The organism is Candidatus Bathyarchaeota archaeon, from assembly GCA_023131225.1.
Lineage (GTDB): Archaea > Thermoproteota > Bathyarchaeia > Bathyarchaeales > SOJC01 > JAGLZW01.
The window spans coordinates 74,260-93,612 of sequence record JAGLZW010000019.1; the positions used below are offsets into that span (position 1 = coordinate 74,260).

24 protein-coding genes are annotated in these 19,353 nt (G+C 43.5%); 14 read left to right on the plus strand and 10 right to left on the minus strand.

Annotation, left to right across the window (positions count from 1 at the left end; genetic code table 11):
• Positions 1-124 precede the first annotated feature (124 nt).
• The gene (locus KAU88_05100) at positions 125-1,942 is read left to right on the plus strand and encodes a DUF2070 family protein (GenBank protein MCK4477886.1); all 1,818 of its coding nucleotides are present in this window, start codon (positions 125-127) and stop codon (positions 1,940-1,942) included.
• A 2-nt stretch (positions 1,943-1,944) separates the two neighbouring features.
• On the opposite strand, the gene KAU88_05105 is transcribed toward KAU88_05100, so the two are convergent.
• Genes KAU88_05105 through KAU88_05120 form a run of 4 tightly spaced genes read right to left on the minus strand, consistent with a single transcriptional unit; the run spans position 1,945 to position 4,992 of the window.
• Positions 1,945-2,910 carry a pyruvate synthase subunit beta gene (locus tag KAU88_05105; GenBank protein MCK4477887.1) on the minus strand — a complete coding sequence of 322 codons (966 nt, stop codon included), beginning with the start codon at positions 2,908-2,910 and terminating at the stop codon, positions 1,945-1,947.
• Between the two features lie 13 nt (positions 2,911-2,923).
• Positions 2,924-4,153, minus strand: coding sequence for a pyruvate ferredoxin oxidoreductase (porA, locus tag KAU88_05110; GenBank protein ID MCK4477888.1), 1,230 nt, complete (start codon positions 4,151-4,153; stop codon positions 2,924-2,926).
• A 3-nt stretch (positions 4,154-4,156) separates the two neighbouring features.
• Positions 4,157-4,444 carry a 4Fe-4S binding protein gene (locus tag KAU88_05115; GenBank protein MCK4477889.1) on the minus strand — a complete coding sequence of 96 codons (288 nt, stop codon included), beginning with the start codon at positions 4,442-4,444 and terminating at the stop codon, positions 4,157-4,159.
• Positions 4,441-4,992 (minus strand): 2-oxoacid:acceptor oxidoreductase family protein, encoded by a 552-nt coding sequence (locus KAU88_05120; GenBank protein ID MCK4477890.1) that lies wholly within the window; start codon positions 4,990-4,992, stop codon positions 4,441-4,443. Before KAU88_05120 ends, KAU88_05115 begins: the two co-directional genes overlap by 4 nt.
• A 250-nt stretch (positions 4,993-5,242) precedes the next feature.
• Here KAU88_05120 and KAU88_05125 point away from each other — a divergent pair, with 250 nt between their 5' ends.
• From KAU88_05125 to KAU88_05155, 7 genes are all read left to right on the plus strand, one after another.
• Positions 5,243-5,476 (plus strand): ferredoxin family protein, encoded by a 234-nt coding sequence (locus tag KAU88_05125; GenBank protein MCK4477891.1) that lies wholly within the window; start codon positions 5,243-5,245, stop codon positions 5,474-5,476.
• Positions 5,473-6,534 carry a 3-methyl-2-oxobutanoate dehydrogenase subunit VorB gene (locus tag KAU88_05130; GenBank protein ID MCK4477892.1) on the plus strand — a complete coding sequence of 354 codons (1,062 nt, stop codon included), beginning with the start codon at positions 5,473-5,475 and terminating at the stop codon, positions 6,532-6,534. Before KAU88_05125 ends, KAU88_05130 begins: the two co-directional genes overlap by 4 nt.
• Positions 6,535-6,537: 3 nt before the next feature.
• On the plus strand, positions 6,538-7,293 hold the full coding sequence (locus KAU88_05135) for a 2-oxoglutarate oxidoreductase (GenBank protein ID MCK4477893.1): 756 nt from the start codon (positions 6,538-6,540) through the stop codon (positions 7,291-7,293).
• Between the two features lie 3 nt (positions 7,294-7,296).
• The gene (locus tag KAU88_05140; protein MCK4477894.1) at positions 7,297-7,857 is read left to right on the plus strand and encodes a 2-oxoacid:acceptor oxidoreductase family protein; all 561 of its coding nucleotides are present in this window, start codon (positions 7,297-7,299) and stop codon (positions 7,855-7,857) included.
• A 277-nt stretch (positions 7,858-8,134) separates the two neighbouring features.
• On the plus strand, positions 8,135-8,368 hold the full coding sequence (gene albA, locus KAU88_05145; GenBank protein ID MCK4477895.1) for a DNA-binding protein Alba: 234 nt from the start codon (positions 8,135-8,137) through the stop codon (positions 8,366-8,368).
• Positions 8,369-8,694: 326 nt separating this feature from the next.
• Positions 8,695-11,295 carry an ATP-dependent helicase gene (locus KAU88_05150; protein MCK4477896.1) on the plus strand — a complete coding sequence of 867 codons (2,601 nt, stop codon included), beginning with the start codon at positions 8,695-8,697 and terminating at the stop codon, positions 11,293-11,295.
• Entirely contained in the window at positions 11,292-12,527 is a 1,236-nt protein-coding gene (locus KAU88_05155) for a hypothetical protein (GenBank protein ID MCK4477897.1), read from the plus strand. Before KAU88_05150 ends, KAU88_05155 begins: the two co-directional genes overlap by 4 nt.
• 13 nt (positions 12,528-12,540) lie before the next feature.
• Here KAU88_05155 and KAU88_05160 read toward each other — a convergent pair whose 3' ends face one another.
• Positions 12,541-14,103, minus strand: a complete 1,563-nt coding sequence (locus tag KAU88_05160; GenBank protein MCK4477898.1) for a site-specific DNA-methyltransferase — start codon at positions 14,101-14,103, stop codon at positions 12,541-12,543.
• 96 nt (positions 14,104-14,199) lie between these two features.
• Complete coding sequence (locus tag KAU88_05165) at positions 14,200-14,346, minus strand: hypothetical protein (protein MCK4477899.1); 147 nt, start codon at positions 14,344-14,346, stop codon at positions 14,200-14,202.
• 89 nt (positions 14,347-14,435) lie between these two features.
• Between KAU88_05165 and KAU88_05170 the strand changes: the two genes are divergently transcribed.
• From KAU88_05170 to KAU88_05190, 5 genes are all read left to right on the plus strand, one after another.
• Positions 14,436-14,576, plus strand: coding sequence for a ribbon-helix-helix protein, CopG family (locus tag KAU88_05170; protein MCK4477900.1), 141 nt, complete (start codon positions 14,436-14,438; stop codon positions 14,574-14,576).
• Between the two features lie 202 nt (positions 14,577-14,778).
• Entirely contained in the window at positions 14,779-16,116 is a 1,338-nt protein-coding gene (locus tag KAU88_05175; GenBank protein ID MCK4477901.1) for an acetyl ornithine aminotransferase family protein, read from the plus strand.
• Between the two features lie 77 nt (positions 16,117-16,193).
• Positions 16,194-16,424, plus strand: a complete 231-nt coding sequence (locus KAU88_05180) for a hypothetical protein (GenBank protein ID MCK4477902.1) — start codon at positions 16,194-16,196, stop codon at positions 16,422-16,424.
• A gap of 19 nt (positions 16,425-16,443) precedes the next feature.
• Positions 16,444-16,704: a hypothetical protein gene (locus KAU88_05185; protein ID MCK4477903.1), complete on the plus strand. Its 261-nt coding sequence runs from the start codon at positions 16,444-16,446 to the stop codon at positions 16,702-16,704.
• Entirely contained in the window at positions 16,705-16,848 is a 144-nt protein-coding gene (locus tag KAU88_05190; GenBank protein MCK4477904.1) for a hypothetical protein, read from the plus strand.
• Positions 16,849-16,949: 101 nt separating this feature from the next.
• On the opposite strand, the gene KAU88_05195 is transcribed toward KAU88_05190, so the two are convergent.
• On the minus strand, positions 16,950-17,297 hold the full coding sequence (locus KAU88_05195; protein MCK4477905.1) for a transcription factor S: 348 nt from the start codon (positions 17,295-17,297) through the stop codon (positions 16,950-16,952).
• Between the two features lie 81 nt (positions 17,298-17,378).
• Positions 17,379-17,969, minus strand: a complete 591-nt coding sequence (locus KAU88_05200; protein MCK4477906.1) for a DUF99 family protein — start codon at positions 17,967-17,969, stop codon at positions 17,379-17,381.
• Positions 17,970-18,057: 88 nt separating this feature from the next.
• Between KAU88_05200 and KAU88_05205 the strand changes: the two genes are divergently transcribed.
• A complete protein-coding gene (locus KAU88_05205) occupies positions 18,058-18,450 on the plus strand; it encodes a hypothetical protein (GenBank protein MCK4477907.1) in 393 nt (130 codons plus the stop codon).
• 11 nt (positions 18,451-18,461) lie between these two features.
• Here the strand turns inward: KAU88_05205 and KAU88_05210 are convergent, their stop codons facing one another.
• Positions 18,462-18,752: a DNA-directed RNA polymerase subunit L gene (locus tag KAU88_05210; protein ID MCK4477908.1), complete on the minus strand. Its 291-nt coding sequence runs from the start codon at positions 18,750-18,752 to the stop codon at positions 18,462-18,464.
• Entirely contained in the window at positions 18,730-19,350 is a 621-nt protein-coding gene (locus KAU88_05215; GenBank protein MCK4477909.1) for an exosome complex RNA-binding protein Csl4, read from the minus strand. The genes KAU88_05210 and KAU88_05215 overlap by 23 nt, the downstream gene beginning before the upstream one ends.
• Between the last annotated feature and the right edge of the window lie 3 nt (positions 19,351-19,353).

Here is a 19,353-nt window from a genome sequence, read left to right on the forward strand (position 1 = left end):
AAAACTTTATCCCCATTTTCTGCGAGAACAGTCTTAAAGCCTGTCTAGGATTTTTTCTGAAGGTCTGTTAACTTTAATATTTGGAAGAGGCTATTTATAGGATTTGTGCGGAGAAATGATTTGATTGGTTTCTGAAAGTTTGGAACATTCGATTGAAAGGGTAGAAAAGCATTATTCTTCACTATTTATTTTACCGTCTTTTAGAAAAATAACATTTCTCACATTTCTGTCGTGCATAATAGGCAGTGTTATAACGACTTCTTTGCTTGCACGCACGGATATGAGTTTGGCTTTGCAGTTTGGCTTACTTCTTTTTTTGTCGTCAGCAATTTCCGACTTTATTATAAGACAGGTTTTTATGAAATCAGACCCTGTTCATAACGTGCGGCGTTGCGCTGCTCTTTCTATGTTCTCTATTCTGTTGTGGTTAAGTTTTCTCCTAATTGGTTCTTTGCTAACTCTTTTTCTTAATTCGTGGATTTTTTGGGTTGACCTTTTTTTCATAGGGTTCACCGCTGTTTGCATTCTTCGTTTGATCGTGTTTTCTGCAACTTCTTTTGCACCTTATCGGAAAGTTGTGGGTGCATCTATGATGCAGCCTATAGTTTGTCTTTTACCCATGTTCTATGTGTCATTCTCTGTAGGCCATATCTTTGCCAGTATTACAATGGCATATTTTCTCTTTTCAATTCCCATATCGATTCTTACATCGTTTATCTTCATCAGTTCAGTGAACAGCATAGGCGTTGAAACTTTCAAAATACCTACGACCATGGTCTTGAAGGCTTTTCTTGTTAACTGGATGGAAAATCTGAATGTACCTGTTGAAAATCTTTTTGAAAGATTTGGAACGGAAAAAACTATTGACTTCTCTCTATTAGCCTTTAAGGCAGAAGACCGTATTAAATCTGTAATTGTTGTATCATCTTTCCATCCTGGACCCTTTAGAAATGTCGGGAGTAGTCTTCTTCCGTTCATGATTCAAGAAGCATTAGAAAAGAAGTTATGTGGCGTTGTATCAGTTCCTCACGGCTTGTTTGGACATGAGTTTGATCTTTCGTCTCAGCAACAAAATCAAAAAGTATTGAGAGGGGTTTTAGACTCATCTGATTTTACCCATTTTGGTTTGAAAGCGACGCGATTTGTAGAAGCGAAGAAAGGTATTGCGGGTGCGGGTTGTCAGATATTTGGAGATTGTGCAGTTCTTACTCTGACTTTGGCGCCTGAGACAACCGAGGATTTTCCGCAGGAAATAGGTGATTTTATTCTTGTAGAAGCGTCAAAGCTTGGTTTAGCTCATGTAATAATAATTAATGCCCATAATAGCATCAACGGGGTCTTTGATGTAAGCGGTGTTGTGGAGCCTTTGAAAGAGGCTGCTCTTGACGTTTTGAAAAAAGCCTCCAAACTAAAGCGTTCTTCTATTGAAGTAGGTGCAGCAAAGGTTGTACCGAAGGAGTTTAGTTTTGAGGATGGGATGGGGCCTGGTGGAATATGCGCTTTAGTAATTAGAGTTGGCAAACAGACTTGTGCTTACGTGACTATTGATGGCAATAACATGGTTTCTGGTCTTAGAGAAAAGATTCTTGGCTCTCTAAAAGAGTTGGATGTTGACATAGGGGAGGTTTTCACCACGGACACGCATGTCGTAAACGGCATTATTATGACTGCGCGTGGATATCATCCTCTGGGCGAGGCGATATCTCATGAGAAGTTGATTAACTATATCAAACAAGCAGTCAGAGAAGCATTGAGCAATGTGGAGTATACATCTACTGCTTGGCGTGTAGGCGAGGTTCCCAATGTGAGTGTGATTGGAGAAAAACAGATAAAAGAGCTGTCGCTTCTGGCAGATAGGGCATCACAACGGGCTAAGAAAACGGCAATCCCACTATTCACGGCAGTGGGCTTGCTTTTGACAGCGTTGGTTACTGTCTTATAGCTTTAACTCATGTCGCACTTCCTAAGCAGCTTGTTCCAGCGTTTGTCAACTACCTTCTGAATGTCATCTATTACATATTCGAATTTCGGCGTGAACAAGTGTCTAAAACGGCGCTGCATTTTCAAATACTCCGTGACTGGCTTCTTACGTTCAGGTTTCAAAGCCATAATCTTGCTCTGAGGAGACAAGCGGTATTCTTCGTTCACTGCTTCCCACAAAGGAAATATACAGGTTTCCACGGCTAAGCGGGCGATTTCTATAGTTTTGCTTGTATTGTAGCGCCAGCCTCGGGGGCAAGGTGCAAAGACATGCATGAAAGCTGGGCCTTCTACCTCTAGACTTTTCCGCGCCTTGCTTAGTATGTCTTGCCAATATGCAATCGAAGCTGTTGCCACGTAGGGAATTTCATGGGCTACTATGATGTCTGCTATGGGTTTCTTGAATTGAGTCTTTCCAGGGATTACCCTGCCTGCTGGTGATGTGGTGGTTGAGGCGCCGTGGGGGGTGCCTCCGCTTCGTTGTATACCCGTGTTCATGTACGCCTCATTGTCGTAGAGCACGTATAGAAAGTCGTGGCCTCGTTCTACTGCACCTGACAACGCTTGAATTCCAATGTCGAAGGTTCCTCCGTCACCGGCAAAAGCTATCACATCAACATGCTCATGCTTAAGCCGTCCCTTCCTTTTCATCACCTTCAAAGCAGCTTCAATGCCGGATGCGTTAGCTGCGGCGTTTTCGAAGGCCGTGTGAATCCATGGGACTTTCCACGCCGTGTAGGGATATATCGTCGATACAACTTCCATGCATCCTGTTGCGTTCGTGACTATTGTAGGTCCTCGTGTGGCTTTCATTATCTGCCGTAAAGCAATGGCTGGGCCACATCCTGCGCATGCCCGATGACCAGCTGTGAAGAGTTCTGGTTTTTCCACGATTTCTTTTGCAGTGAATTTCCAAGGAGTTGTTGCCATTTTTTATCTCCTCCTATTCTCGCACTCCTGCAAACTGCACATAACTTTTCACCTGTTTAGTCTCGAGGATTTCCTGCAGGTCTTCATAAATACCTCGGATAATGTTTTGAGGCATATCTCTTCCTCCAAGACCGTATATATAATTTACAACATATGGATGTGATTGGGCGTCGTAGAGAGCGTGACGGATTTCGTGAAACACCGCTCCTCCATGTCCGCCGAAGCTGTTGCTTCGATCCATTACCGCCACTGCTTTCACGTTAGCCAATGCCTTTCTGATGTCAGTTACTGGTAGCGGTCTAAAGGTGCGGAGACGTAAGAGTCCAGCTTTTGCCCCTTCGGCTCGAAGCTGATCCACGACAGTTTTGGCAGTGCCCGCGGTTGAGCCAAGGCATACTGTTGCAATATCGGCGTCTTCAAGATAATAAGCGTCAACAAGTCCATTTCCATATTTGCGTCCGCTTAGTTGAGCATACTCATTGTGGATATCCGCAATTATTTTTGACGCTTTTCGCATTGCCTCTTCTTGCTGTCTCTTATGCTCGAAATAATAGTCATAAAGGTCTAAGGGCCCCATCGTTATCGGGGTGTCTGGGTCCAGTTTGAAGGGCACTTTTTTGCCTTCGTGCCCCATTACTAAAGGAATTTGCCTAGTGCCAACAAACTTTCGCACAGTTTCGTCGGGTAAAACTTTGACGTTTTCCAGAGTGTGGCTGAGGACGAACGCGTCGAGACACACCATGACTGGGAGAAGCAGGTCTGTATGTTCGGCTATTCTGAAGGCTTGAATTATTGAATCGTACGTTTCCTGCGAGTTTTCGGCGTAGATTTGTATCCAACCGCTATCTCTCTCTGCCATGCTATCCGAGTGGTCACAGTGTATGTTTATCGGCGCGGATAACGCGCGATTTACGATAGCCATTACCACGGGTGCTCTGCACCCTGACGTAACGGCGAGTATCTCATGCATCAAGGCAAGACCAGCTGAAGCGGTTGCGGTGAAGGTTCTAACTCCGGTGGCAGAGGCAGTTAAACATGCGCTGAGGGCGCTGTGTTCTGACTCTGTGCATATAAATTCGGTGTCTACCTCTCCGTCTGCCACATATTCGCTGAACCGTTCTACGATGATTGTTTGAGGGGTTATCGGATATGCTGCTACCACGTCTACATCTGACTGTTTGACGGCCAGAGCAACTGCTTCGTCGCCATTTAATGCAAGGACTTTTTGTTGAATAGTTGCCATTCTTTAAGCCTCCCCTTCTCTCACCATTTTTATGGCGTCTGCGGGGCATTCATTGGCGCATATGCCACATCCTTTACAGAAATCATAGTTGAACTCGATGTCTTCTGTGGTTTTGTTCCACGTTATGGCTGAGTCGGGGCAAATCATGGGGCATAATAGGCATCTGGTGCATTTTTCAGGGTCACGCACTGGCTTGAAGGTTCTCCAGTCGCCGGTGAGATATTCCGTTGCCGGCTTCCAACAAACTCCTGCCAGGGGGACTTCTTTCCAGCCCTTCGGCTTTTGGCTCATTCCGTTTTTGCCTCCCTGTACGCCTCCTTTAATACTGCGATATTTCTTTCCGCTAATTCCTGTCGGAAACGTTCTCTGATAGCTTTTTCAATGTTCTCTAGGCTCACTAGAGAGACTGCACGGATTGTAGCGCCGAGCATGGCAGTGTTTGTGATGGGGACGTTTAGTATTTTGATAGCGATATCAGTTGCCGGAACAGTCCAGGTTTTTTGGGAAGTGACATTCAATTTTTTCCTGAGTTCTGCGGGGCGTTCTTTGGTGTTGACGATTAGCACTCCGTCTTCGGTGAGGCCGTCAGTCACCCTAACCGTTTTCAAAAGTGTCGGGTCAAGAACCACTGCTACGTTTGGGTTATAAACTGCGCAGTGGAGTCTAATGGGGTCATTGCTGATTCGTGTGTAGGCCGCCAGAGGAGCGCCCATGCGTTCAGGTCCGAACTCGGGGAACGACTGGATGTGTTTTCCTTCAAGAATGGCAGCTTTTGCTAGAAGTTCGCTCGCCGTCCATGCTCCTTGTCCTCCTCTGCCATGCCATCGTATTTCTTGAATCTGTGACATTTAACTTTCCTCGAATCTATCGTTCTACATTTGAACTCTTAAATATACACGTTTCCCTAAGGCTTGCGGAATGCGGCTTTGAAAGTTGCTCAGGAACGTTTAGAGTGCTAATTTTCAGCGGTTTTGCGAAACACTTTTCCCTTTCCTATCGTATTTGTTACTTCTCAAAAATGGTGCTTGCGATGAACAAAATCCGAGTGTGCACAAATAGTGAGCTATGATTAAAGGATGCAAGACAAAAATGGGTAAAATAGTAATCGATGAGAAGACATGCAAGGGCTGCACGCTCTGTGTTGACGCCTGCCCATTCCGTCTCATACAAATCTCTCAACGAATTAACCCTAAAGGCTACTATCCCGCAGAGTTCGTTGACCCCGAAGGAAAATGTACTGGCTGCACTCTGTGCGCCATAACATGCCCGGATGTAGCCATAGAAGTTTACAGAGAAAAAAAGAAGGTTGGAGGAGAGAAATGATGGAGAAAAAGTTTATGACTGGGAACGAAGCGATCGCTGAGTCGGCGATTCAAGCGGGTTGCCGACACTTTTTTGGCTATCCCATAACTCCCCAAAGCGAGATTCCTGAGTATATGTCAAAACGTCTTCCTGAAGTTGGAGGAATATATCTCCAAGCCGAAAGTGAGGTAGCCGCGATCAACATGCTTTTCGGCGCTGCTGGTGCCGGTGCAAGAGTGATGACATCCTCTTCTAGCCCTGGAATCAGCCTCATGCAAGAAGGAATCTCATACATGGTTGGTGCCCAACTTCCCTGCGTAATAGTGAATATCATGCGTGGGGGTCCTGGACTGGGCGGTATACAGCCTTCGCAATCCGATTACTTCCAAGCCACTAAAGGCGGAGGACATGGCGACTATCATCTGCTTGTGCTGGCGCCCCACACCGTGCAGGAGGCGGTTTCACTTACGATGGAAGCCTTCGACTTGGCCGACAAGTATCGCAATCCTGTACTAGTTTTAGGGGACGGTTACATTGGTCAAATGATGGAACCCGTTGAATTCAAAGAGACAACGCCATCGAAACTTCCCCCAAAGGAATGGATCCTTACAGGTGCCAAGGGGCGTCCTCCAAATTTGGTTAAGAGCCTCTACCTTGATCCTGAAGCTTTAGAAAAACACAATCTGGAAATAAACCGCAAAATTCAAGAGATGATTGCGAATGAGGTGCGTGTTGAAACCTATCAAACCGACGACGCTGAGGTTATTATTGCTGCTTATGGGACGGTGGCGAGAATTGCAAAAACTGCAATCAGAGTTCTCCGTGAAAAAGGTGTCAAGGTAGGGATGGTGCGTCCGATTACAGTTTTTCCGTTTCCCTACGACACATTTAGAAAGATGGCTGATAGAGTAGGCAAGTTTTTGGTGGTTGAGATGAGCCTTGGGCAGATGGTTGAAGACGTTAGGCTCGGCTTGTGCGGTGAAGCCAACATCCGCTTTTATGGGCGAACCGGAGGTATGGTTCCGAGTTATGATGAGATAGTTGCTGAAACAGAAAAGTTCGTAAAGGAGGCGTGTTGAAAAATGCAAGTGGAACTTGAGAAGGTTTTTGAACGACCAAGGGCCCTGCGTCCTGTGGTGACCCATTATTGCCCGGGCTGTGGGCATGGGATTGCTCATCGTCTCGTGGCGGAAGTGATAGACGAGTTGGGAATTAGGGAGAAAACTGTTGGTGTTGCGCCTGTAGGTTGTTCGGTTCTTCTCTACAACTATCTTGATGTTGATATGTATGAAGCCGCGCATGGTCGTGCGCCCGCGGTTGCAACTGGCTGTAAACGAGTTCACCCTGAACTGGTTGTTTTCACTTACCAAGGTGATGGCGACTTCGCTTCTATAGGGACTGCAGAAGCGGTTCATGCAGCCGCTCGAGGAGAAAAAATAACCACGATTTTCATTAACAATGCAATCTATGGAATGACTGGTGGGCAGATGGCGCCTACAACGCTTATCGGACAGAAAACCACAACCTCGCCCATGGGGCGGATTCCAGAGCGCGCCGGCTATCCAATTAGGATGGCAGAGTTGCTTTCAACACTTGACGGTGCGGCGTACATTGCAAGAGTTGCCGTGAACAATGCTAAACACATCATACATGCTAAGAAAGCCATAAAGAAGGCGTTTGAGACACAAATAAAAGGTTTAGGCTACTCCATGGTTGAAGTCTTATCGCAGTGTCCAACTGATTGGCGTATGAGTCCCGTCGAGGCAGTAAAATGGGTTGAAGAGAAAATGGTGCCATATTATCCGTTAGGCGAATTCAAAGTTCCAAAAGAGGGTTGACACATGGAAAAAACAGTTGGAAAACCTGTTTATGCCAACGTCATAATGGCTGGTTTCGGCGGCCAAGGATTGATGTTTATTGGAAAGCTTTTAGCGTACAGCGCCATGAAAGCTGGAAAACATGTTACATGGATACCTTCTTACGGCCCAGAAATGCGTGGAGGAACCGCCAACTGCACAGTCGTCATATCAGGCGAAGAAATAGGTTCTCCAGTCATAACCTCGCCGCAAGCATTGATAATTATGAATAACCCCTCTTTGGAAGCATTTGAACCTCGGCTGCAAACTCAAGGATTGCTATTTCTCAACAATTCGTTAATCACCCGTCAACTCAGAAGAGAAGATGTTAAGGCTATTGCAGTACCAGCGAACGACATCGCAGTGGAAATTGGCGAAAAAAGAACGGCTAACATGGTAATGCTTGGAGCTTATGTGGCGCGGACAGAGGTTGTCTCTAAGGAAAGCATCCTGGAAGGTCTGAAAGAATTTTTTGGAAAGAAAATCCAATTTCTCGACGTAAACACGAAGGCCTTCGAAAAAGGAATGGAATACGGCAAACGCTGAAGAAATACGCTGTAAAAACCGAAGGTTTTTATCTGTTGGATATGAGACGCGGGAAAACTATAAGAGACTCCGCGCGAATTTTAAAGAGCACTACACAGTATCTTGAGTACAGATGCCATCATGTGCTATCATGGTCCTCAAGTAAATTGGGGAGGTAGAAAACGTGACAGAAGAAGAAAAAACTGCAAAACCAGAACCTGAACCGGAAAAAAAAGAGAAACCTAAAGAGGTTGTAAAGACGAGTGAGAACGCTGTCCTCATCGGCAGAAAACCAGTGATGAACTATGTAGTTGCATGCCTTACCTACTTCAATTCAGGTGAGAAGAACATCTGCGTCAAAGCCAGAGGGCGAGCGATCAGCACGGCCGTTGATACTGTCGAGTTGTTGCGACGCGCCTTCACAAAAGACGTAGAGCTAAAAAGCATCGTTATCGGCACCGAAGAGGTACAAAGAGAAGAGGGAAGAAAAAGCAACGTCTCAACCATCGAGATAGCTCTGGCTCGACCATAGACCTGAAAGGTTTCCCTCAGTCCGCATCCAAAAGTCGGGTCTCAGGTTCCCGAACGACAGAACAAGGACCTGACCCACACCTTTTTCTTAATATGAAGTATGGTATATCAATTCAAAAAAACCTTCTTGAAATTAAGTGTAGCTGTGCACGTTTTGTAATCCTTAAAAATTCGTTAACTCGTGCCTATGGGGCGAATTCATTTTAAGTTATATCGCGATAACTTGTATATATCGGAAAGAGTCCGATTCTCAGAGATGCAGAGGGACGAAATATTACAAGCCTAGATAATGCACAGATAAAGGCTGTTAAAGATTCTTCAAGATTTGTGGGCATTTTAGCCTCAGCGGGTTCGGGAAAAACTAGGACACTAGTTGCACGAGTTATTCATGCCATAAGAGTAGAAGAACTAAAGCCTTGTGACATTGTGGCTTTTACTTTCACAGAGCGAGCTGCCAATGAGTTGAGATCTAGAATTTTTCTTGAACTAGCAGATCTTGGACCCGAGCTCTCAAGGATGTTTATTGGTACAATACATAGTTTTTGTTATCGTTATCTTATGCAAGATAAACGTTTCATCAATTTTGAGGCTCTTGATGAGATAAATACAGAAGCACTTGTTTATAGGCTCTATGATTATCTTGGTTTGGATGAATCCTACGGGATGAGTTTTTCGAAGAACATAGAGAGGTTCTTGATGGATTACGAACTCTATGAAAATGAGCTTCTTGAAGTGACAGTCCTTCCGCCCGAAATCCGAAATGTGATAGCTAGGTTTGTAGATATTCTTCTAAAAAACAGATTGTTGACTTTTGGTTCTATGATCCGTTATGCTGTTAAGAATCTTACCTCGCAAACGCATGAATCTGAGATTAAGCATCTTCTTGTAGACGAGTTTCAGGATGTAAATCCAGCTCAATTGAGACTTATCAAAGCGATGATAGGAGATTCAGCAAAACTAACCGTTGTTGGAGATGACTTGCAATCCATCTATCAATGGAGAGGGTCAGATGTTTCGCTATTGCTGAACTTCAAAAATCAATTTCCAGGAGCCAAACTTCATGTTCTTGACACCAATTATCGCTCTGCTTATCATATAGTGGAAATGGCAGAGACGTTTGCTAAAACAATCGAACCGAGACACGAGAAGGAAATGAGAGCATTTTCAGAGAAGAAGCCATCTAGAAATGTGCTCTTCCAAGAAGCTTCTGATGAGGACCATCAGTCGACTCTGATGGGTGAGTTGATTCTGAAACTAAAAAGTCAAGGTTATCAATGGAGAAATATTGCGGTTCTTCTCAGATCTGCCAGAACTTCAGCCCCACCAATTCTTAGAGCTCTTAGACATTTAGGCATTCCCTTTTTCAGTCCCCAGGTCAGTATCGATGGGACCGTGATTACAGAAGTTTTTGTTCCTCTATTTAAGCTCCTTTCTGCTGAAACGGAACCAAGGAATGAAGAGGAAGAGGCTGAACAAGACAGACTTATTCAAAGATTTTCGGTTGGAATTGAGAACTTTTTTCAATCCAGTATCGATGAAATCAGCTCGTTTTTAGAAAAATGGAAATCTGACATTCAAATGAATAAAAGGAAGGCTTACAATGTTCGATTGTACCTTTTTGAGTTTTTCAAGAATTTGGGTGTTCAATTAAGCGGGGATGAAGTTGACCTTCTACCACAGATAGGGACTCTCACTCAGATAATTCGATCTGTTGAAGAAATTCATCGCAGGAATCTTAAAGGGTTTTCGAGAAGGCCTTCTCTTGAAGCAGTCTACAAAGAAATCTCGTATATGCTCGCCACACGAAGTGATGACTTCGGAGAAACAAATATGATGATGACTTCAGTTGATGCAGTCATAGTCACAACGGTACACCAAGCAAAAGGGCTTGAGTGGCCAATAGTCATTGCTCCTTCAGTAATTGCAGGAAGATTTCCTGTGAGGGCAAGAGCCCATGAAACACCATTTGATGACGAGATAGCAGGAAGATATGGGACATCAGAGACCGACGAAAGAAGATTGTTTTATGTTGCAACAACCCGAGCTATGGATGCCCTATACATACTCGGATTCAGACAAAAGAAAGCAAACGTTTCAAAGTTTATTAAGGATCTTCACAAAGCAAAGCAATTGAAAACAGTGCACCTTACAAATATCTCTGGCGAAGACCTTCCAAGACCGATGAAACAACCGGTCACCAAAGATAGCATTTCTACTAGTTTGTCGGATCTGTTGACATACCATGAATGCCCCTTCCAATATCATCTTCGAAGAAATTCAGGGATATATCCCCCTATCCGAGATGACTTGGGTTTTGGCCGTTCTCTTCATGAAATTATCCAACGAAGAGCTATGGAGCCTGATTCAGTTCAATTGTCGAAACTCGTGCAAGAATATACCCATATCCCATTTGAATCCACTAGAGAGTTGGAGATACATAAACAGGCTATAACGCGACGAGTTAAGAGAATAATCTCACTTGGACTATTAAAGGGTCAAACACGCGGTGAGGTTGACATTGGGATTTTCATGGAAAATGCCACGATCACTGGCAAAATAGATTGTCTAGTTAAGAATCGAAACGCAGAGAGTTTCACGATCCTTGATTGGAAATCTTCGATTCGTAAAGAGTTCTTGAAGCGTTACTTAACTCAGATTCAATTTTATGTGCTAGCATTGAAACATTCTGGAGCGTCTGTGTCAAATGCATATCTTGTCGACATAAAAAGAACATATGAAGAGAACAAACCCAACCTGGTCGAAGTAGATATTTCGCCCCAGGCACTGAAAAGCCTCGAGAAAGATCTAGAACAAGATTTAAAGGGGTTGAGAGAATTCATTTTCACACCAAAGAGTTCTCTGGGTAGTTGTCTAGGATGCGATGTCAACTCAATTTGTGGATTCGCAAAGATAGAGGGATCTAGATGACCCTACTCACCAAAGAAAACCAGATCTGGCGAATTGAACCTTCTAAAAAGACTAGCATAAATGCTGTACGTTATGCTTCAATGTCAGTGAACTGGACTTTTAACAGACTGGCGATCAAGGCATCGCCATGGACCTGGTATATAAGAATGATGAGAATAGTTTCAGGCGTTGCAGTTCAACAATGCCTCATCAGAGAGTTGGAAAAGAGAGGTAAAAAAATCATTAAAGATCTATCAGATTACCGGACAGAAGATACCTTCGATCTGGCCTTGCCAAATGGTGAGATACTTGACAGCAAAGCAAGTAATTACTATGTAGACTATGTCGGGCCAGAAATTAGACCGAATTTCAGCTTGAAATATCTCATTGAAAACAAAGACTATTGCGGAAAAGACTATCGATCATTCTTTCCATGTCTAGTACCAGCTGAGCAGTTCAATGTTAAAAGGAAAAGACACAAAGATTACTATCTTTTTGCCATAGTCACCTGTATTAATTTCATAAGAGATAAGCTGACAGGAAGGGAAGATGATTGGCTTATTGCTGCCGTCCCAATGGATTTAGGAAATTTCCTTAACTACAAAAAGCTGGTTCAAGCCCGAGAAGAGGAAGGAAAAGGAATATCCTTAAGCTTCTCGGTCTCGCATAACCATACGCTCGAGAAGTACATTCCTTCAAAGAAGAAAAAAACCCACAAATTTTATGTCGGATATGAAAAAGATGGGAACTTTTCCGAAGAGATGGTTGAGTTGGGTCTGAATAAGGCACATGAGTTCCCTAATATTTCGGGCTTTTCATATGTCAGAATGGACCGTGAAGAGTTTGAAACGTTTCATGCACTTATCAAGATGAAAATCAGGAATCATTTGACCAAGAAAATGCTCAATACAAGATTCAAGAATATTAACAAACTTCCCCAAAAAGTATTCTCATTCGGTAGAAAACATTTCGCAAATCTTTATCCTCCAAAGTCTGAGTTTTTCTTCCTGGGATGGATTAGCTACGAATCATTCAAAGAAAGAATGGCCTCACTGCCTTGCTACGGTCCTCCTAAAGATAAGATCGACAAGTACAGTAACACTGAAGGTGTGCCATCGAGACCAGGGTTGCTGTATCCAAGAACTACGTGTTTTATATATCCGAATGTTTGGAGAGGTGGCATGAGGAACAAGAATTTCTATGTCCTTCCTAGGGATCTGCGAACAATGGATGAGCTTTTGAAAATAGTATAAAGGAATGCTGATTCTAGATGTTTTCTCTCTTCTTGAAATGCAAACAAAAGTGATGGAAAATATTGCTGACCCAGACTATTCCAAGGGCGAAAGGTCGAATTTTGACATCATCTTGGCACCATAGAGTGTTTCCTAGATAGTCATAGTTTCCCCTTTTCCCACATAATCGCAATGTCAAATCCCAAGCCAGTGGGTAGATGACATGCTCTCGTTTCACATTTTTCACGATAACTGTTAAGAGACCACGAGGTTTCAGCAAGGTTGCCACTTGCGCATAAACCTCCTTTAATGCTTCTAAGAACCTCTCATAATTGTCAATGTTTCCTAGATCGTTAGGGTCATTTGAGTAATATTGAAGCAAGCGTCGCTTTCTACGTGATTTCTGGTATTCACTTCCACGGTTTCTCAAAACAGACCAATAGGGGGGACTCGTTATACAATAGTCAAAGGTCATTCTTTTGCAGGTTGGATTTTCCATTATTTTCATAGCATCACCTTGAACCATCTTTATATCCAACTTGTTGTTATGCGGTGGATGATCCCTGTCACCCTGTGGAATCCACTTATCAAGACGTGTTGGCATCTGAGACAGAAGCCTTTCATTTGACACGTTGACGAATTCTTGGTTAATATCCATACCGAGGGCATTTCTTCCAGTTCTGGCTGCAGCAATCAAAGTGCTTCCAGTTCCTGCCATTGGATCGAGTATTGTCTCACCAGGTTTTGTGAAGAATTCGATGAATGGTTCAATCAGTTCTTCAGGGAATTTGGCGGGATGATATAATTCGGTTTTACTCCGTGGGGTCGGTTTGACAATGATCCAAGGAGGGATACTCGGTGGGCTCTTTGCTAATCTTAGATATTCCTCAGACGGTCTGAAAGGACTTCTTCTGTCATCTGTTGCTTGAAAAACAAGAAGATAGTAGACACTTCTATGATCTTCTTCATTGCTATGCGCCTCATTAGCCAGATCTTGAGCTTCGTCAACATCCTTTGTCTTGTCATAGAAGTTCACTAATGCTACTTTCTCATCCCTTAAACGAAGATGCTCTCGACAGGCCAACGCAAAAAACCATGGGATTGGGAATGAAGTGGAAGATCTTCCTAAGAAATCAATCAGGATAGCACAATAACGCTTTGGAACAAGGATTTTTCTCATCAATTCAGAAAGTCTAGACGAGTATACTGCGGCAAAATCATCAAATTCGCTTTTGTCTCTTATCATTTGCCTGAAGTCGATGAACAAGAAATCATACGCTCTAGACCCGTTAAGTTCTGATTTAAGAATTCTCATTATATTATGATGATTTTCAAAGTTGCTCACCTTTTTGATTATCCTCTCACCAAAATGTTTCCCTGAATAGGTAACTTCTTTTTTGTCCAGGACAAGTATTCGAGAGGGGTTGCCATTTGGCCACCTGCTCTTAGTGAAGAAGAAAATGCATTCTTCAACTAAATTTTCAACACTCTCAAATATGAAGAAGCTTTTCTGAAACTTCATCCAGTTTTTATAGGACAAATCGTTCATACGATTTGGAGGTCCTTTTCCGCCTCGTTTTTTATTTGTCCTTTTCACATCTCGATGCATCTGATTCTCCTACCTTATAATTATATGAAATTGACAAGAAGGGTTTTTCGGTTGCCACTTGATTCAATAAGCATATCTGTCTGCCTAGTGGTCCTCTTCTGCTTCTGTATCCTCTAGGTCAATTTCTGCACTAGATTCATAACCACAAGCTTCAGAGTCTTCCATATCCTCATCTGGAAGAGGGTCTCTTTCTTCCTTCTCAGATTTCTTTGTAGAGTTTGTTTCCTCCATTCTTGAGGACTCTCTCGGTATTTCTCGGTATAATGTAGTAACAAGTTAATTAAATAATTTTCGGTAATTAGTATTCGCACGTGGTAAAAATGGGTAAAAAAGTTAAGACAAGCGTCTCATTGGATGAAGATGTTTTGAAATGGATGGATGAGCAAATTGCAACAAAGAGATTTAGAAATAGAAGCCATCTGATGGAGTATGCCATAGAGCAATTGCGTAGAAACGTTTGAGCATCAATGAACAGTTTTTCGTAACTTACCATGCAGACAAAATTGAAAAAGAATGGCTGAAAAAAAGCGCGCGCGCTTCGGATTCATTCTTCATTTCATCTCCTTTTTGGTTTATGAAGCCAAAATCTGTAGCGAGATTACCGATGACTATAAAAATCAGTTTTCAACTATTGAATAATCTTCACAACAAAGGTGGAATTAAATGTCAAATTATCCAAAAATTGTTGTTACTCCTCCAGGACCGAAGGCGCGAGAGCTTGCGAAACGAGACGAGAGGGTAATTTCACAGTCGTTTGTGCGATTTTATCCTCTGGCAATACAGAGTGGGAAGGGCTGTATAATTCGCGATGTGGACGGAAACGAATTCATAGACTTCAACTCTGGCCTTGTATGTCTAAACGTAGGGCACAGCCATCCAAAGATAATAGAGGCAGTAAAAAGCCAATTAGACCGTTTTCTGCACTATTCCGTTACTGACTTCCTATATCGAGAAGTCGTGGATGTGGCTGAGAAACTGGTTGAAATTACTCCTGGCCGGTGGGAAAAAAAAGTTTTTTTCGGCAATAGCGGTGCCGAGACTGTTGAAGCTGGAGCGAAACTTGCAAGGTGGCACACGCGAAAACAATTGTATATAGCCTTCACCAGCGCGTTCCACGGTAGAACCTTTGGCGGAATGTCCTTCACAGCTAGCAAACCCGTTCAGAGACGCTACTTCTTTCCCTTGGTTCCAGGCGTAACCCATGTGCCTTATGGTTACTGTTACCGTTGTCCCTTCAAACTCACCTACCCAGACTGCCACTACTGGTGCATAGATTTCATTGACGAATACGTACTGCAAAAATATATCCCTCCCGAAGAAGTTGCAGCTTTCGTCTTTGAACCGATACAAGGCGAAGGCGGCTACGTTGTACCTCCACCCGAATATTTCCCAAGGCTCAAGAAGTTGGCAGACAAGTATGGCATATTGATGATGGATGATGAGGTGCAGGCGGGAATGGGGAGAACTGGTAAATGGTTTGCAATTGAGCATTGGGGCGTTGAGCCAGATATAATATGCATTGCCAAATCCATAGCAGCAGGGTTGCCTCTTGGCGCCATGGTTGCAAAAGCCTCAATAATGGACTGGGAAGGCGGTTCTCACGCAAGCACTTTTGGCGGAAACCCAGTATCTTGTGCCGCTGCGTCAGCGGTTATTGATGTAATTCAAGATGAGGGGCTGAGAGAGAACGCTGCGAAGCAAGGCGTTTACATTATGAAGCGGCTTGAGGAGCTTAAAGAAGAAAGCAACATTGTCGGCGACGTACGTGGAAAGGGTTTGATGATTGGCATAGAACTCGTTGAGGACAAGGTCAGCAAAAAGCCTGCAGCAAAAAAGGCAGCAGAGGTCATGACGCGAAGTTGGAAACGAGGCGTGGCGGTGATAACCTGTGGCAAGTCAACAATACGATTGGCGCCTCCCCTCATTATAACGCGGGAACTTGTGGACGCAGGGCTGGACATCATAGAGGACGCAATCAAACATGTAGAAAAAGAAGGCTAAAACCCTTTTTCTTCCATTCTACTGAAAACCTATTTTAAACCATAACGTCTGATTTTGCAGATTGAGGATATAAAGTAGTGCTTAAGTTGCGAAACTGGCGAGACGTTTGGCAATATTGCACCGCTCTGCCTTGGAGGAGTGTAAATATGGAAGGTGAAAGCGATGGCGATTCGAAGCGTAAAAAAGCAGAGAGGGGTCTAAAATGGGCGCAGATAATGTTAAGCAACTCAGTCTCGCCAAAACAACCCAACAATCGCTACTATCCCTCGTCTTCAACCTTGGCGGCGTTTTTGCAGGTTAAATTATAGGCTTCATACAGAATTCGAGATGCTCGTGCTGTCAAGCGGCTTCACGCCAGAAGAATCAAAAAACTTCTTAGGATTGATTAGACTGGGAGTCGCCACAGAGCAAATTGCCGACGCTGGAGCCGAAATAGCGGAGGTGGTTCTTAGAGGATTGAAACCACATCGCATTCTGAAGCTTGTAATTGAAGAGGCAGAAGAAACTGTTGCACGGGTCCAAGTATCCCCTAGCTCTCCATTGATAGGAAAGAGTATCCGCCAAGCTCAAATCCACGAAGAAACCTGAATGTGGATCTTAGCAATACGAAGAGACAGCATTTGGATACGCCCAAAACCTGGCACAGTGATAAAACCAAAAGACATTCTAATCGCCTCAGGGTACGCAGAAGGAGAAGAGGACTTGAATAAACTGGCTTCCCAAGAAGAATAAAAACGTTTTACCTCACATTCACTTCCCTATTGCTATGTATTAGCCGCCTATTTGGAGCTTATGCAAGGCGGCTGGCCTAAGCGACGTGCACACATAACGGCCTATGTATACTCTCTAAACGTGAAATTGCACTTTGTACATCTAAAAAACTGCGTCGACGACTCATCACTGCCCCGCGTCTGCACCTGCCAAACAAGCGCCAAATTGTTTCCACATTTCGGGCACTCAATTCTCATAGTAGGCATAGTTCGCAACTTCTGCGCCTCTTTGCCAATCACCGTGATAGACTCCTGAAAAGGCTTTGGCTCCTTTATAGTCAAGGGAACAACAATCTTCTCACTAGCATCAACACTTTTCTTAAAACCACATTTTGGACAAACCCAAACCACATCTTTTTTTCCCTTCTTCTCAGCTACAAGCCTCTTTCCACACTTCACACAAAACTCCAAGGTTTCTTCACCATATCTGTTCCTTTCCCCTCGCAATAGACTCTTAAAAATCTTTTCCAATTCCAATAAAGATTTCAACTACTACAAAGGGCCCGTCAACCCTGAAGCAATCAAATGCGCCACCCGCAACGCCTCAGGAACATTGCTCCGAGTAGCAGTGCTCTTCACAATTCTCCTCGCAACATCCACTTCGATTCCCGCTACTTGCATAAAAATTGCTTCTTCTTCCCGCCGTGTAAAAACCTTGATAATTCTATCTGCATTCTTAATCGCCTTCCACCTTTCCTCCGAAAATGGCAAATTCTCAAGTGCTCTCCGAATATCATCAAAATCTGGTTTCTTCCGCGTAACCGCAATAACAGGTAAATGGGTCATTCCAAAAAGCCTCATAGTATCAACAACATTAAAACCTGCAAAAGTTACCCCATCCAGCATAATCACTCTCAACTGCCCATAATGAGGCGAGCTTGTTATCATCTCTGCAATCTTCTCAGTAGCGTCCATGCCATCAACCTCAACCCGCGTCCGCATAACTCCATCAAGCCAATATCCACCCCTAAAAACAACCCCAATAACGTCACACTTCCCCCGTGTATGAGGAATAAATGCCCCATCGTCAACACCAACGCTTCTAATCTCCGGTTTTATACAACGAAATTTTCCATTTCTCAGCTGTAACACCCTCTTTAACTCTTCATGGCGAATAGAAAATAAGCATTATTATATCCAACCTTTCCTCACAAAACAGTTGATGAGCAATATGCCAAATCCGAAAAAAAGATTTTCCTTCACACCAACCCACAAAACTATACAAGAAATTCTAACCGACCATAAACTTGCAGCCCTCGGTGACGCTTACACCAACCTTGTTTACTCTCTCTACATCTCCACAAAAACTGGGCAACCAGCTGGTGGGAAAGCAGATGGTCACATGCTCTCTCAGGCTTTGAAACAAGCAGGACTAAGAAACCTACTTGGTTCAAGAGTAGACCGTCACAAGCAAGCAGATGCTGCAGAAGCGTTACTAGTCTATGTCTGGTTGCAAGGCTTAACAACAATCAGAGAGAGCGTAGGCATACTAATAGAGCATGAAGACGTTGTTGAAGCGTTCAGTTTCCTTCTTTCTAAAGCAAATAAAATGCTCAACTTGTAGTGCCTACTTTGCTAGCTTTGCCATTTCTTTAAAGCCTTGTTAAATGCTGCCCTAAATGTTTTAGTATCTTTCTGCACATCTGCCACTGCTTCTTGGAGCACAATCTCTGGCTTGCTCCGTGTTTTTGTGCGAAGATAAATTATGGGGCTAGCAGTGAGAGGATGTGAAATATTATAACTCGCAAAGTCTACCCGTTCATCTTTAAGCAGGGCTTTTTGAATAACATTACAGAAGGTGTGGCTTTCTCCATCAACCTCTATCTTTAGCTCATTTTTTTTCTTATTCAAAATTTTTACTTTCATCGGAAGCCCCCCTTTTCCAAAAGATTGCTTCGCCGTAATCTACAGCAATTCGACGCTTTTCAATTTTTCCACAGCTTGGACAATGCATTCTGTAACGTCTTTGTTGAAGCATGTGTCCACATTGCGAGCAGAATGCGTACAAAACTCCAAGATTCTTGTCTGTCGTGGAAAGATGGTAAACTCTGTTTTTTTCGCTTATTACCTTTGCACGGAGAATGTCTCCCGGTTTACAAACATCATGGATTGAGTCAACATAAGATGTGCTTATATCAGAAATGTAAAGCAACCCTGAAAAGACACCCGACAAATGTTCTTCTCCTATTTTGGATATTCGCACGACTGCAGTTTTGTTTTGAAGATTTGAAACCTGCCCAGTCACAATGCTGCCAACTCTTGGCACTCTTGCTCCACGAACCAGTGGAAAAATCGAAACTGTTTTGTTTTGCAAATCCAAAAGCGTACGTCCACTAACTTTAGCGTGTATTTTCCCCTGCTCTACGTAAGTACCTTGGCCGGGCGAGAACTCCTCAATTACTCCCAAGTGGTCTCCTGGAGCAACGAATTGTCCACTTTGTCGTTTTAAATGAGATTTACTCATGTA